Annotated in this window: 15 protein-coding genes; 4 read left to right on the forward strand and 11 right to left on the reverse strand. The window is 65.7% G+C overall.

Features of this window, described 5'->3' with window-relative positions:
• The 3 genes from QZ281_RS17250 to recQ form a co-directional block, all read left to right on the forward strand.
• Nucleotides 1–1,151 (forward strand): leukotriene A4 hydrolase C-terminal domain-containing protein (locus QZ281_RS17250; RefSeq protein WP_292230564.1); only part of this gene is annotated, 1,151 nt, incomplete at its 5' end.
• 152 nt (nt 1,152–1,303) lie between these two features.
• Nucleotides 1,304–2,281, forward strand: a complete 978-nt coding sequence (locus QZ281_RS17255) for a complex I NDUFA9 subunit family protein (protein ID WP_292230568.1) — start codon at nt 1,304–1,306, stop codon at nt 2,279–2,281.
• 88 nt (nt 2,282–2,369) lie between these two features.
• Nucleotides 2,370–4,250, forward strand: coding sequence for a DNA helicase RecQ (gene recQ, locus QZ281_RS17260; protein WP_292230570.1), 1,881 nt, complete (start codon nt 2,370–2,372; stop codon nt 4,248–4,250).
• Here recQ and QZ281_RS17265 read toward each other — a convergent pair.
• The 8 genes from QZ281_RS17265 to QZ281_RS17300 all read right to left on the reverse strand — a co-directional run bounded on the left by QZ281_RS17265 (nt 4,247) and on the right by QZ281_RS17300 (nt 11,203).
• Complete coding sequence (locus QZ281_RS17265; RefSeq protein ID WP_292230574.1) at nt 4,247–5,161, reverse strand: alpha/beta hydrolase; 915 nt, start codon at nt 5,159–5,161, stop codon at nt 4,247–4,249. The two genes, recQ and QZ281_RS17265, sit on opposite strands and share 4 nt — an antisense overlap.
• A gap of 41 nt (nt 5,162–5,202) precedes the next feature.
• Nucleotides 5,203–5,991: an enoyl-CoA hydratase-related protein gene (locus QZ281_RS17270; protein WP_292230577.1), complete on the reverse strand. Its 789-nt coding sequence runs from the start codon at nt 5,989–5,991 to the stop codon at nt 5,203–5,205.
• A 27-nt stretch (nt 5,992–6,018) separates the two neighbouring features.
• Nucleotides 6,019–6,501, reverse strand: a complete 483-nt coding sequence (locus tag QZ281_RS17275) for a hypothetical protein (protein ID WP_292230580.1) — start codon at nt 6,499–6,501, stop codon at nt 6,019–6,021.
• A gap of 16 nt (nt 6,502–6,517) precedes the next feature.
• A complete protein-coding gene (gene polA / locus QZ281_RS17280) occupies nt 6,518–9,421 on the reverse strand; it encodes a DNA polymerase I (RefSeq protein WP_292230583.1) in 2,904 nt (967 codons plus the stop codon).
• Between the two features lie 38 nt (nt 9,422–9,459).
• Nucleotides 9,460–10,071, reverse strand: coding sequence for a DUF6655 family protein (locus QZ281_RS17285; RefSeq protein ID WP_292230586.1), 612 nt, complete (start codon nt 10,069–10,071; stop codon nt 9,460–9,462).
• A 2-nt stretch (nt 10,072–10,073) separates the two neighbouring features.
• On the reverse strand, nt 10,074–10,514 hold the full coding sequence (locus QZ281_RS17290; RefSeq protein ID WP_292230589.1) for a VOC family protein: 441 nt from the start codon (nt 10,512–10,514) through the stop codon (nt 10,074–10,076).
• A gap of 117 nt (nt 10,515–10,631) precedes the next feature.
• Nucleotides 10,632–10,871, reverse strand: coding sequence for a zinc-finger domain-containing protein (locus QZ281_RS17295; RefSeq protein WP_292230591.1), 240 nt, complete (start codon nt 10,869–10,871; stop codon nt 10,632–10,634).
• Nucleotides 10,872–10,927: 56 nt separating this feature from the next.
• Nucleotides 10,928–11,203: a hypothetical protein gene (locus QZ281_RS17300; RefSeq protein WP_292230593.1), complete on the reverse strand. Its 276-nt coding sequence runs from the start codon at nt 11,201–11,203 to the stop codon at nt 10,928–10,930.
• A 180-nt stretch (nt 11,204–11,383) separates the two neighbouring features.
• On the opposite strand from QZ281_RS17300, the gene QZ281_RS17305 reads away from it, so the two are divergent.
• Entirely contained in the window at nt 11,384–12,358 is a 975-nt protein-coding gene (locus tag QZ281_RS17305; protein WP_292230595.1) for an ABC transporter ATP-binding protein, read from the forward strand.
• 166 nt (nt 12,359–12,524) lie between these two features.
• Here the strand turns inward: QZ281_RS17305 and QZ281_RS17310 are convergent, their stop codons facing one another.
• From QZ281_RS17310 to QZ281_RS17320, 3 genes are all read right to left on the reverse strand, one after another.
• Entirely contained in the window at nt 12,525–13,394 is an 870-nt protein-coding gene (locus QZ281_RS17310; RefSeq protein ID WP_292230598.1) for an alpha/beta hydrolase, read from the reverse strand.
• Between the two features lie 71 nt (nt 13,395–13,465).
• A complete protein-coding gene (locus tag QZ281_RS17315) occupies nt 13,466–13,975 on the reverse strand; it encodes an HAD family hydrolase (RefSeq protein WP_292230600.1) in 510 nt (169 codons plus the stop codon).
• The coding region (locus QZ281_RS17320; protein WP_292230603.1) for an AGE family epimerase/isomerase at nt 13,972–14,589 on the reverse strand (618 nt) is incomplete at its 5' end. The genes QZ281_RS17315 and QZ281_RS17320, both read right to left, overlap by 4 nt.

Consider the following 14,589-nt stretch of genomic DNA (forward strand, 5'->3'; position numbering starts at 1 on the left):
CCGCCGCCAAGTGGGAGCTTGAGCCGACCGCCGCCATGGTGACCGCCGCCGAGAAGCTGTACGGTCCCTATCGCTGGGGCCGGTACGACCTGCTGGTCCTGCCGCCCTCCTTCCCGTTCGGCGGCATGGAGAACCCCAAGCTGACCTTCGCCACCCCGACCATCATCGCTGGTGACCGTTCGCTGGTGTCGCTGGTCGCGCATGAACTGGCGCATAGCTGGTCGGGCAACCTGGTCACCAACGCCACCTGGAACGACTTCTGGCTGAACGAGGGCTTCACCTCCTATTTCGAGAACCGGATCATGGAGTCCGTCTATGGTCATGACCTGGCGGTTCAGGAGCAGGTTCTGGCCTGGGATGGCCTGCAGGACGAACTGAAGAGCTTGCCCGCCGACGACACCAAACTGCATCTGAACCTGACGGGCCGCGACCCGGATGATGGCATGAACACCATCGCCTATGACAAGGGCGCCGCCTTCCTGCGCACCATCGAGCGGATCGCCGGACGTGAGAAGTTCGACGCCTGGATGCGCGGCTATTTCGACCGCAACGCCTATCGCCCGATGACCACGGCCATGTTCCTGGACGACATCCGCGCGCATCTGGTGAAGGGCGATGCGCGCCTTGAGACCGAGCTGAAGCTGGAGGAATGGGTCTATCAGCCCGGCCTGCCGTCAAACGCCGTCGCCCCTGTGTCCAACGCCTTTGCGCCGGTGGATGTCGCCGCCGTCGCCTTCTTCCAGAACAAGGGCCCAGCCTCGGCCATCCCGTGGTCCGGCTGGAACACTCAGCAGCGTCAGCGTTTCCTCAGTTGGCGTCCGCAAGGTCTGGCCGCCAACGCCGACTGGCTGACCGACGCGCAGCTGGCTGATCTGCAATCGACCCTGAACCTGGCCAATGAGGGCAACAGCGAACTGGTCTTCGCCTGGCTGCAGATCGCATTGGCCCACCGCTACCAGCCCTCGGTCGCCACGGCCGAAAAGTTCCTGACCAGCCAGGGCCGCCGCAAATTCGTCCTGCCGCTGTTCCAGACCCTGTGGAACGAAGGCGACTGGGGCCGCGCTCAGGCCCGCCGCATCTATGCCGAGGCGCGTCCGCTGTATCACCCCGTCACCGCCGGTTCGGTCGACGCCCTGGTGGGCCGCCCCTGAACCGTTCTTCCTTCTCCCCTTGCAGGAGAAGGTGGATCGCGCAACGAGACGGATGAGGGGTCGGTCAGTCAATGATCGGCCCCCTGATGTGCGTTGCGGCGCAGCGGCCTATCGTCTATCCCGCCGACACTGAATTCGACTGGAGATTTCTCATGGCTGACCTCGCCCCCGGCGTCGTGACCCTCTTCGGAGGATCGGGCTTCATCGGGTCGCAGGCCGTGCGCGCCCTGGCCCGTCGCGGCTGGCGCATTCGCATCGCCGTGCGCAACCCCGTCCTGGCAATCGAGATCCAGCCGCTGGGTGATCCCGGCCAGATCCAGTTCCTGCGCTGCGACATCACAAGCGCCGATGACGTCGCCGCCGCCGTGCGCGGTTCGGACGCCGTGGTCAATCTGGTTGGTGTTCTGCACGAAGGCGGCGGCAAGCGCGCCTTCAAGGCCGTTCACGTCGAGGCCGCCAAGACCATCGCCGAGGCCGCCAAGGCTGCGGGCGTCAAACGTCTGGTCCAGATTTCCGCCATCGGCGCCGACGCGAACAGCGCCTCCGCCTATGGCCGCTCCAAGGCTCAGGCTGAAGTTGAGGTCCGCGCCGTCTATCCTGACGCGGTGATCCTGCGTCCGTCGCTGGTGTTCGGTGCGGGCGACGGCTTCCTGAACCGTTTCGCCGCCATGGCGACCTTCTCGCCTGTCCTGCCGCTGATCGGCGGCGGCGAAACCAAGTTCCAGCCCGTCTATGTCGGCGACGTCGCCGAGGCCATTGCGCGCAGCGTCATTCGTGGCGATGCGGCAGGCAAGACCTTCGAGCTGGGCGGGCCGTCGACCTCCAGCTTCCGGGAAGTGCTGGAGCTGGTGCGTCGCGAGACGGGCCGCAATCGCCTCCTGGCGCCCCTGCCCTTCTTCGTGGCCAAGCCGCTGGGTTCGCTGTTGTCGCTGGTCGGCATTCTGGGCGTCACCCCGCCGCTGACCCGCGATCAGGTGCTGATGCTGGAGCACGACAATGTCGTGTCGCCGGACGCCGCCACCCTGGCCGATCTGGGCGTCACCCATACGACCGGCATGGAATCGACCGCCCCGACCTATCTGTGGAAATACCGCGTCGGTGGTCAGTTCGCCGCCTCCCCCGCCCATTAAGACTTACGCCTGATCGGCGTCGAGCCGCCCGGCCGTGCAGACGGTCGGGCGGATCCCGTTGATAGAACAAACAGAGCACGACTGAAGGATGTCCGCCACGCAGACCCTGCCCACCTATGCGGAGAGCCAGACGCTGGAAGACGCGCGCGCCCTGTTGGCCCGCGTCTGGGGCCACGGTGACTTCCGGGGGCTGCAAGGGCAGGTGGTGACGGAGATTCTAGCCGGGCGCGATGTGCTGGCCGTCCTGCCGACCGGCGGCGGCAAGAGCGTCTGCTATCAGATCCCCGCCATCCTGCGCCCCGGCCTGGGTCTGGTGGTGTCGCCGCTGATCGCCCTGATGACCGATCAGGTCGAGGCGCTGAAACAGCAGGGCGTCGCCGCCGCGCGTCTGGATTCCGGCGTCTCGCTGGATGAGCGTTCGGCCATCTGGGCGGCGGCGCGGTCCGGCGAACTGGACCTGCTGTATGTCTCGCCCGAAGGTCTGGCGGCGGGGGCCATGCTGGACCGGCTGTCGGAACTGCCGCTCAGCCTGATCGCCATCGACGAAGCCCACTGTGTGTCCCAGTGGGGTCATGACTTCCGCCCGGATTACCGCAATCTGGGCCTTCTGGCCGAGCGGTTCCCAGATGTTCCGCGCATCGCCGTCACCGCCACCGCCGACGCCCGCACCCGCGACGACATCCTGCGTTCGCTGCGGCTGGAAGATGCCAAGGTCTTCGTCGACAGTTTCGCCCGTCCGAACCTGCAACTGTCGGCCGAGCGCAAGGAGAATGCCTCGCGCGCCAAGACCGACGCCCGTGTCATCGAACTGGTGCGCGAACGGCGCGGCAAGTCGGGCGTGGTCTATTGCGGCAGCCGCGACGGCTGTGACCGCGTGGCCCAGGCTCTGCGTGACGCCGGAACCAACGCCATCGCCTATCACGCCGGCATGGACACGCGCGAACGCGACAAGCGTCTGGAGCGGTTTCTGGCCGAGGACGGCGCTGTCATGGTCGCCACCATCGCCTTCGGCATGGGGGTGGACAAGGCCGACGTCCGCTTCGTCATCCATGCAGATCCGCCCGGCAGTCTTGAGGCTTACTGGCAGGAGATCGGGCGCGCTGGCCGCGACGGCGAACCGGCAGAGGGCATCACCCTGTATGGCCCGTCCGACATCGCCTGGTCGCTGCGCCGTCTCGACAGCCGCCCGATGGCCGAGGAGATCAAACAGGTTCAGGTTCGAAAGACCCGTCAGCTGTTCGCCATGCTGGACGGCGGCGTCTGCCGCCCGCAGGCGGTGCGTCGATACTTCGGCGAACAGGACGCCCAGCCCTGCGGCGTCTGCGACATCTGCGGCGACCCGCCCCAGCTTTATGACGCCACCGTCCCGGCCCAAAAGGCGCTGGCGGCGGTGCAGCGTCTGGGCGGACGCTTCGGGCGCAACCGCGTCGTTGATCACCTGACGGGCCGCACCAAGGATGTGCAGCCGTGGGAGCAGCAACTATCCACCTGGGGCATCGGGCGCGAAATCTCGCTGACCTCATGGCGCGAGATCGTCGATCACCTGCTGTTCGACGGCCTGCTGGTCGAAGACCCCAACGACGGCAAGCCGTTGGTCGGCCTAGGCGACGCCGAGGCTGTGCGCGCCGTCTATAAGTCCGAACGTCAGGTCGAGGTCCGCCGCGCCCCTCTCCGCGCCGACACCGCGCCCCGTCGTCGCGACCGCACAGGCGAGGGCCGCAATGCTGCGCTGGAGACGATGGACGCCGATGTCCGCGCCCGGTTCGAGGCCCTGCGCGCCTGGCGCCGCGACCGCGCCGCCGAACAGCACGTCCCGCCCTATGTCATCTTCCAGGACAAGACCCTGCTGGAGATCGCCCACGCCGAGCCCGGCGACATGGCCAGCCTGGGCGCCCTGTCCGGTGTCGGCCAGTCGAAGCTGGACCGTTACGGCAAGGGCGTACTGGAGACGCTGGGCGCGCTGGGTTAGTTCAAAAACCGCTCGACGGCTTCCTGGAAACGGGCTGGCTGGTCGATCATCACCTGATGTTCGGCGCCTTCGATGCGTTCGAAACGGGCGGGTCGGGGCAGGTTGTTGAAGCCGTAGCGGTACAGGCCCTCCAGCCGATTTCGAGGGCTGTTGGTGTCCGGGGTCCAGCCATAGACCACCGTCATGGGGGCCGTGACCTGACGCAGGCGCAAGCGCAGGTCGACGGTCAGGGCCTCATACAGGCCCTGCGCCAACACCCGCCGGTCGCCGCCCTGCAGACCCAGACCGCCGAACACCATGTCGCCCGCAAGGCCCAGGTCGCCGCCAAGATTGGCCACCTGCGACTTCAGCGCCTGATCGCCAAACAGCATCAGAGCCTGATAACCCAGCCGCGCCATCGGCTCGATCTGGTCGGACGTGACGCGTGAATCGACCAGAGCCGGGAAGAAGGGGGCCGAATCCACCACCATGACCCGGCTGATCCGGTCGCCCATGTCGGCGGCGACACGGATGGCGATCTGGCCACCCAGAGAATGGCCGATGACGGCGGGACGCTCGATCTTCTGTGTACGGATGAAGCGTTCGATCTCGGAGGCGGCAGGCCCAGCCAGACCCCCGCTGGCGTTGCCGCCGATGTCCGTCTGGCCGAACCCGCGCAGGGTGACCAGATGAACACGATACCGTCCCTGAAGCTGGGCCGCCGTCGAGCGCCAGGCGTCTGCGGTCGAACCCAGACCCGGAATGAAGATGATGTCCGGGCCGGTCCCGCGCGTCTCGACGATGATCCGGTTCGACTGGAAGGCGGGCGGCGCCGACGGCGTGAAGGGAATGCCGGGCACGGTCTGGGCGCAGGCGGCGACCGGCAGGACAAGGAGCAGGGACGCAAACAGCGTAGCGAAGAGACGGATCATGATCCGTCTCTAACGCCGGAACGCGGCAATCGGTTGACGGATCAACGTCCTTTAAAGTCAGGCTTCCGCTTTTCGACGAAGGCGGCCATGCCCTCCTTCTGGTCCTCGAAGGCGAACAGGGAGTGGAACAAGCGGCGTTCGAACTGCACGCCTTGGGTCAAAGTCGTCTCCAGCGCGGCATTGACCATCTCCTTGTTGGCCATGACGGCCAGCGGGCTCTGGAAGGCGATCTTGGCGGCGATCTTGCGCACTTCTTCCAGCAGCGTCTCGTGCGGGAAGACCCGCGAAGCCAGACCGGACGCTAAAGCCTCTGCCGCATCCATCATCCGGGCAGTCAGGACCATGTCCATGGCCTTGGACTTGCCCACCAGACGGGTCAGGCGCTGCGACCCGCCGATGCCGGGCGCCACGCCCAGATTGATCTCGGGCTGGCCGAACTTGGCCTTGTCGCTGGCGATGATGAAGTCGCACAACATGGCCAGTTCGCACCCGCCGCCCAAAGCAAAGCCGTTGACGGCGGCGATGATCGGCTTCCTGAACCGGGTGATCCGGTCATGGCCCAGTGCGAAGAAATTCCCTGCATACATCTGGGCATAGGTCTGGTCCGCCATCTCCTTGATGTCAGCGCCGGCGGCGAAAGCCTTATCGCCCGAGCCGGTCAGGATCAGGCAGCGTACGCTGTCGTCATGTTCGACGCTGTCGAGGAAGTCGGCCAGATCCTTGAACAGGGCCGAGTTCAGGGCGTTCAGCGCCTCGGGCCGGTTCAGGGTCACCACCGCATAGCCGTCTTCGTGGCGTTCGATCAGCAGGTTGGAATAGGCGTCGGCCATGGCGATGTTTCCTCTTTTGACGGTGATCTAACGCCTTGCCCGCAGCAGGGCGAGGGTCATGGAGAAGCGGATCAGTTCGGACACGACGATACAGCCCATCAGGCCGTTAGCGATCAGCACCAGCAGATTGGCTGGCGTCACGGCGGTCAGCAGTCGTGACAGGACCGGCTGATCGATCCAGCCCATCACGAACAGCACCGCCGCCGTCAGGGTGATCAGGCCGATCAGGGCCATCAGCGAGATATGACTGGCCTGCAGCGTAGCCTTGCGTTCCGCCGCCCCCTCGCGCGTGTCGGGATGGGGCAGAAGCCGCGCGATCACCGTCAGCACCCCCTCGGCGACGACAATCAGCACCAGCCCCAGCAGGAACAGCCCGCCCATCTTGCCCGCGAACCCCGACCGGGCCAGATCGCCCAGCCGGATGTGTTCGATCAACCGCCAGCCATACAGGCCCCAGACGCCGAGCGTGGTGACAATGGCGATCCACAGATGCTGCTGGCGCAGGGTCATAAGGCGGCCTCCGGCGTCAGTGGGCTTCGTCCCAGTTGGCGGCGGCGCGGGCCTCGACCACCAGCGGCACGGTCAGGGCGACAGCGGGATCGGAGGCATTCTCCATGATCCGCTTGATGACCGTGATGGCGCGTTCAGCCTCGGCTTCCGGCGCTTCGAACACCAGTTCATCGTGCACCTGCAACAGCATCCGCGTCTTCAGTCCGGCGTCGACCAAGGCGCCCGGCATGCGGATCATTGCCCGGCGGATGATGTCGGCGGCTGCGCCCTGAATCGGGGCGTTGATGGCCGCGCGTTCGCCGAATTGGCGTTCCGCCCCCGACTTGGAGTGGATGGCCGGAATATGGATGCGACGCCCGAAGACGGTGGAGACGAAGCCCGCCTCACGCACCTCCGCCTTGGTCTTGTCCATGTATCCGCGGATGCCGGGGAAGCGTTCGAAATAGGTCTTGATATAGGCCCCGGCCTCGCCCTGATCGATGCCCAGCTGGGCCGCCAGACCGAAGGCGGAAATGCCATAGACGATGCCGAAGTTAATGGCCTTGGCGCGACGGCGCGTCTCGGACGGCATCCCCTCGACCGGCACGCCGAACATCTCGGACGCGGTGGCGGCGTGAATGTCCAGCCCGGCCTTGAAGGCGCGCTTCAGCTCGGGGATGTCGCCGATATGGGCCAGGAGGCGCAGTTCGATCTGGCTGTAGTCGGCGCTGATCAGGACATGGCCGGGCGCGGCGATGAAGGCTTGGCGGATTTCGCGGCCTGTCTCGGTGCGGATTGGGATGTTCTGAAGGTTCGGATCGCTGGAGGCCAGACGTCCGGTCGAGGCGGCGGCGAGTTGATAGGAGGTGTGGACCCGGTCGGTCTTGGGATCAGCGGCGGCGATCAGGGCGTCGGTGTAGGTGCCCTTCAGCTTGGACAGCTGGCGCCAGTCCAGCAGGACGCGCGGCAGGTCGTGGGTCAGGGCCAGGTCTTCCAGCACGCTGGCGTCAGTGCCCCACTGACCGGACGCGGTCTTCTTGCCGCCCGGCAGGTTCAGTTCGCCAAACAGAATTTCACCGATCTGACGGGGCGAACCGATGTTGAAGGGCCGCCCGGCGATCTCGTGCGCCTGAGCCTCCAGTTCGGCCATGCGCAGGCCGAACTCGCTGGACAGGCGTTTCAGCCGGTCCGGGTCGATGCGGATGCCGTTCAACTCCATGTCCGCCAGCACGGTCGGCATCCCCCGCTCCAGCGTCTCATAGACGGTGGACAGGCCTTCGCGGGCCAGACGGGGCTTTAGAATGCGCCACAGACGCAGCGTGACGTCCGCATCCTCGCCCGCGTATTTCGTCGCGGGTTCAAGAGCCACGTGTTTGAAGGATTTCTGGCTCTTGCCCGTACCCGCCACCGACTTGAAGGTGATCGGTTCATGGCCCAGGTGCAGGCGCGACAGCTCGTCCATGCCATGCCCGTGAATGCCGCCCTCCAGCACATAGGAGATCAGCATGGTGTCGTCGTAAGGCGCGACCCGGATGCCCCGACGCGCCATGACAGCGATGTCGTATTTTGCGTTCTGCAGCACCTTCAGAACCGACGGGTCTTCCAGCAGCCCCTTCAGCTTGGCCAGCGCCGTCGTCTTGTCGATCTGGGGGATGGCCTCGGGCGTTTCGCTTGGCGCACCGAACAGATCGCCAGAACTCGCCTGCGCCTCATGCGCGTGCGTCAGGGGAATATAGCAGGCCTCGTTCGGCCCCACCGCCAGCGACACGCCGCACAGGCCCGCATGGGTCGCCGACAGGGCGTCCGTTTCGGTATCGAAGCCAACGAAGCCGACCTCGGTCGCGCGCGCGATCCAGCGGTCCAGCGCCTCCTCGGTCTGGACGCATTCATAGGCGGCGTGATCGAAGGTCTGGACCTCGGCGGGCGCCGTCGCCTCCTGACCATAGCGATGGGTCGCCACCGGCGCGTTCAGGTTGGGCGCGCGCTTGGGGGCAAAGGCCGAAACCTCGCTGGGGCCCGCCTTGCCGTCGCCGACACGGCGCTGCAGCGAACGGAACTCCATCGTCTCCAAAAAGGCCGACAGCGTCGCCGGGTCGGGATCACGCACGGCGAAATCCGCGATGGCTTCCGGCGCAGGCGCATCACAGGTCAGGCGCACCAGTTCGCGCGACAGACGGATCTGGTCGGCGAAGTTGATCAGGGTCTCGCGGCGTTTCGGCTGTTTGATCTCGCCCGCCCGCGCCAGCAGGGTGTCCAGATCGCCGTATTCATCCAGCAACTGGGCCGCCGTCTTGGGACCAATGCCGGGGGCGCCCGGCACGTTATCGACGCTGTCGCCGATCAGGGCCTGCAGATCGACCATCTTCTCCGGCCCGACGCCGAACTTTTCATAGACTTCCGGCTCGGCCAGACGCCGGTCCTTCATCGGGTCCCACATGACCACGCCGCCGCCGATCAACTGCATCAGGTCCTTGTCGGACGACACGATCACGGCCTCGCCGCCCGCGTCACGCGCCTTGCAGGCATAGGTGGCGATCAGGTCGTCGGCCTCGTAACCGGGCAGTTCGACACAATGGACGCCGAACGCCGCCGTCGCCTCGCGCACCAGCGGGAACTGCGGGATCAGGTCTTCGGGCGGCGGCGGACGGTGGGCCTTGTATTGATCATACAGGGTGTTGCGAAACGTCTTTTCCGAGTGGTCGAAGATGGCCACCAGATGGGTCGGGCCGTCCGCGCCCTTCATGTCCTGCAGCAGCTTCCAGAGCATGTTGCAGTAGCCCTGAACCGCGCCCACCGGCAGGCCGTCTGACTTGCGCGTCAGCGGCGGCAAGGCGTGATAGGCGCGGAAGATATAGGCCGAGGCGTCAATCATCCACAGACGCAGCGCGGGGGCCTCCGATGTCGGGGCGGATTCGGTCTCGGGAGCAGCAGCGTCAGTCATGGCCGGAACATAGGCGGCCAAAGCCTCCGCGTCAGCCGCTAGAATTCCTTCCAGCTCGATCCCGGATCACGCTGGCCCGGCACAGCCTGCTGCTGGCCCCATGACACCACCATGAAGGCCTTGTGGCTGCGGATGCGATAGGCGCCGATCATGGGCAGGACGGCCCCCAGCGGCGCCCCCGTCTTGGCCTCGTAGAGGAAGCCGGAAAACTCGGCGACGCCGACCCGGTCACGATAGCTGTAGGCCGACAGCTCCGGCAGGGAGACGACGTTCAGGCTCTCATTGATCGGGATACGCATATCCGGCAGGCCGAAGACGCGACGCATCTGCTCCAGCGACAGGGCGCCTGCGCGGATCTCAAACACGGCGTCCGCCTCATCCTTGGTGCGGGCCATGCGAAAACCGGCGTCGGACAGGGCGGCGCGGATGGCGCTGACGGCGTACCGGCTGCCTTCGCCCTGGAAATAGGCGTCATCGACAAAGACCGCAGAGGCCGCAGGCAGGGGCAGGGACAGGCCCTCGACCGCATGGTCCGAGGCGCGGGCCAGCAGAAGCTGCTCGGTCGCGGTGCGGCCGATGTTGCTCTCTGTCGTGGAGGCGCAGGCTGAAAGGGTCAGGGCCGCCGCAGCCAGCGTCAACGCCGTCCGCATTCTCACCAGACCCCGGTGTTCGGCATGGAGGCCCAGGGCTCGGCGGGCGCCAGAGGCTCGCCTTCCTGCAGCAGTTCGATGGAGATGCCGTCGGGCGAACGGACGAAGGCCATATGGCCATCGCGCGGCGGGCGGTTGATGGTCACGCCACCGTCGGCCAGACGCTGGCAGGCGGCATAGATGTCATCGACCTTATAGGCCAGATGGCCGAAGTTGCGCCCGCCCGGATAATCCTCAGCGTCCCAGTTGAAGGTCAGCTCCAGCTCAGGACAGCGTTCCGCCGCCGACTGTTCCAGATTCTTGGGTGCTGCCAGGAAGATCAGGCTGAACCGCCCGGCCTCATGCTCGGTGCGGCGCACCTCCTGCAGGCCCAGCAGGACGCAATAGAAGTGCAGCGAGGCGTCGAGGTCCTTCACGCGGACCATAGTGTGCAGATAACGCAAGGGTTCAGTCTCCGTGCCGGGGAGGGCGCAAGTCAGCGCCCTCTATAGACAGGAGCAGGCGCGACCGCGATTCAACTGAGGTGACGACGCCCAGAAAACAGGCGCCGCAACAGAAAATCAGTGGGCCTCGGGCGCGCGGGCGGCCGGGCTCAGATATTCGCTCTCATCGTGCGAATGGGCCGACAGAACGAACCGGCGATCACAATAGCTGCACTCGATGAAGTCGTCCGCGCCCATGTCCATATAGACCAGCGGATGGCCCAGTGCGCCGCCGCCGCCGTCGCACGCGACGCGCTTGGTCGAAACCACGACTTCTTCGGGCGGAGGGATGATGGCGTCGGGATGGCGGGGAGGCATGGTCCGGTCCGGGTCTGGAAGGCTCGCGCCGTTCCTAGGCGGACCGGACGGTCAGGTCAAACCTCGGCTGCGACCGGGCGGCGCAGAAGACGGTTCAGCATGGCCTTGCGTTTCTTGAACAGGGTCAGCCCCAGGCAGGCCGCGCCGACCCACAGGCCGATTTCGCCGATCAGGGCCAGACTGGCCGCCGCCAGCGCCGCATGGGTCATGTCCAGATAATCCACCTTGCCCGCCAGCAGGGCCAGCCCGGCGCCGACATAGCCGAGGGCGCACACAGCCATCGCAGCAAAGCCGATCAGGCGGGTCCGGGTCAGGGGTTTGCGGTTCGTCATGGCGTTTCTCCGTCAAGCAGATTTGTCCCTATGACAAGGAAACTAGACATACCCACATCTTTAGTCAAGTACGCTTTACAAAAAGACACGCCTGTTTGTCTGACGACATAGACCGGGTTGGCGAACCCGCATCCGCCCCCTACCTATGCGCTCGCCTTTCTGCGCCGAGTTTGCCCGACCATGCCCGAGACCTACGCCCTGCCCGACAACGCCATCGAGGTGCGGGGCCTCAAGAAGACCTATGCCGGCTCCAAAAAGGCTGCGCCCAAGACGGCGCTGCGGGGCGTTGATCTGGTGATCCCGCGCGGCTCGGTGTTCGGCCTGCTGGGCCCGAACGGGGCGGGCAAATCGACCCTGATCAATATTCTGGCCGGAGTGGTAAAAAAATCCGAAGGCTCGGTGAAGATCTGGGGCCGCGACATCGACAAGGAGCCGCGCGACGCCGCAGCGGCCCTGGGCGTGGTGCCGCAGGAAATCGTCGCCGACGTCTTCTTCACCCCGCGTGAATCGCTGGAAGTGCAGGCAGGCTTTTACGGCGTGCCAAAGAACGAGCGCCGCTCCGACGAACTGCTGGCGGCGCTGGGCCTGTCGGACAAGGCCAACGCCTATGTCCGCGCCCTGTCTGGCGGCATGAAGCGCCGTCTGATGGTGGCCAAGGCGCTGGTGCATAACCCGCCCATCCTGATCCTGGACGAACCGACGGCAGGCGTGGATGTCGAACTGCGCCGCCAGCTGTGGGCCTATGTCCGCCGCATCAACGAGGAAGGGGTCACCATCGTCCTGACCACCCACTACCTCGAAGAGGCGCAGGAGCTTTGCGACACCATCGCCATCGTCAACCGGGGCGAGGTGGTGGCCTGCGAGCCGACGCCGCAACTGCTGCGCCGTCTGGACAGCCGCAATGTGGTCGTCACACCTGAAACTCCGCAGGAGGTTCCGCCCGTCCTGAACGGCTTTGTCGTCACGGCCCGTCCCGGCGGCGCCTTCGCCGTGACCTACAAGAAGGGTCAGTCATCGGTCGAACAGGTCATCAACGCCGTGCGCGCAGCCGGCGTGACCATCGCCGACATCACCACTGAGGACCCGGATCTGGAAGACGTCTTCCTGGCCCTGACCTATGGCGACAAATCCCGCGTCGATCCGACGAAGGACTGAGAACTACTTCAGAGAGCGTCACCCTCGGGCTTGACCCGAGGGCCGGGCCTTCCGCCGCATTGCGTCCGAGGCGACGCACAGCCCGATCTGCATCCGATCCTCGGGTCAAGCCCGAGGATGACGCAGCATTTAAAGGCGGATGACGGCGTGAGGGCGCAAGCGCCCCTCACTGCACCTCTGACAGAAACTCGAAGATCGCCGCCCGCGCTTCCGGCTCGTCCAGCATCGGGGCATGGCCGACGCCAGGCACCTCGACATAGGCCATAGACGGCGCGGCCTTCTTCATCTTGTCGGCGATCTCGGCGCTGAGCAGATCAGAGTTCCCGCCCCGCACCAGCAGGGTCGGCTTCTTCTTCGCCAGACGCCGGAAATCGGGCCACAGATTCGGAACCAGCGCCTTGGCGCCCGCCGCACGGATCGGCACGGCAATGTCGGGATCATAGTCCAGACCGATCTCACCATCCGGCTGCTGGCGGAAGATACGCCGCGCGAACCCGTCCCAGTCGGCATCCGAATAATGCGGGAAGGCCACGCCGTTGATCCGCTTTGCATAGGCGGAAGCGTCGGCCCAGGTTTCGATCTCGACCGGCTGACCGCTGTAGCTGGCGATCCGCGTCAGACCCTCGGTCGCCACCTCCGGGCCAATGTCGTTCAGGATGGCCGCCACCACGGCCTTGGGCTTGATTGCCGTCAGGGCCATGGTGATCAGCCCCCCCATCGAGGTGCCCAAGAAGACCGCCCGGTCAATCGCCGCCTGCTCCATCAGGGCCAGCACATCCCGAGCATAGACGTCCGGCGTATAGGTCATCGGATCAGGCGCACGATCCGACAGGCCGCGCCCGCGCACATCCACCGCCAGCACCCTCCGCCCGCTCTGGGCCAGCAACGGCGCGATGACTTCGAAGTCGGCGCTGTTTCGGGTCAGGCCGTGAATGGCGATGACCGGAGGCCGGGCCACGCCGGGACCGGGGGCATAGTCGCGTGCGAACAGGCTCAGTCCATCCGGCGACGTCCAGCGACGTTCAACAAAAGCCACGGCCAACTCCCTCAGCAATACTCACACGCCCATATATTCACGGCGTCAGGAATTGCGAAGCGCGGCGGTGATCAGCCTGCGGTCAGACCCTGCACGAAGACATCCAGATCGCCGCCCTCGAACAGATGGCCGGAAACGCCCGCCCGCCGCGCCGCCTCTACGTCGGTCGGTTGATCGCCGATCATCAGGGATTTGGACGGATCAATCCCATGCTCTGCAATCGCACGCAGCAGCATTCCCGGATTAGGCTTGCGGTCCGGATGGTCGGGGTGGCGATAGCGTTCAACCACCGCATCGGCGTGATGGGGCGCGGCATAGACGGCGTCGATCACGCCTCCGTCCTGCGCCAGACGCTGGATCAGCAGGGCGTTGAAATCGTGCATCTGTTCCTCAGTGAACAGACCGCGCGCCACGCCGGACTGGTTGGTGACGATGACCGTCAGATAGCCCAGAGACTTCAGCCGCCGCACGGCCTCGGCCGCACCGGGGATCAACACCAGATGCTCCGGCTTGTGCGGATAGCCGCAGTCTTCGATCAGTACCCCGTCACGATCGAGGAAGGCCGCAGGCACGCCGCTCATGGATGGTGTCTCAGCAGTTCGGAAAAGGCGGTCATCAAGTGATAGAGGCTGGAAGCAGGGGCCGCCGCCTCAGGCGATCGTCCCTCTACGTCATAACTGTCGGCCCAAAGCCCCTGCACATCGGTCGCCAGATGGGTCGCCAACAATCGGTCGACCAGGTCACAGACATTGGCATCGCCAAACGCCAACCCCGTGCGGATCGCCTCGGTCTGGGCCCACAGACGGCGCCCACCGTCCAGAACAACGCCTGACGGACCGATCTCGCGGATCATGCCAAGCGACGTCTGGCCTTGCGCCACCGCCCGGCGATGCAGGTCCTCTGGTTCTACGCCAACATCAAAACCGACCCCCTGAGCATGACGCAACAGCCAGGCCCATTCCTCAAGATGGCCCGGTTCGATGATGTGGCCCGTCTTCGGATCGACCGCCCAGGCTTCAGTGAAATATTCACGGATCGCGCCATCGACCACGATATGGTCGCGGCACAGGTCCAGCGATACGCGCGCCGCCGCTTCAAAAGCAGAATCAGGCGCCACTGCCTGCCAGGCCAGCATGGCCTCCAGCATGTGCATGTGCGGATTCTGGCGACGGGGCAGACGCGGCGGCAGGGCGTC

Origin of the sequence: Brevundimonas sp. (genome assembly GCF_018608325.1) — a bacterium.
Classification (GTDB): domain Bacteria; phylum Pseudomonadota; class Alphaproteobacteria; order Caulobacterales; family Caulobacteraceae; genus Brevundimonas.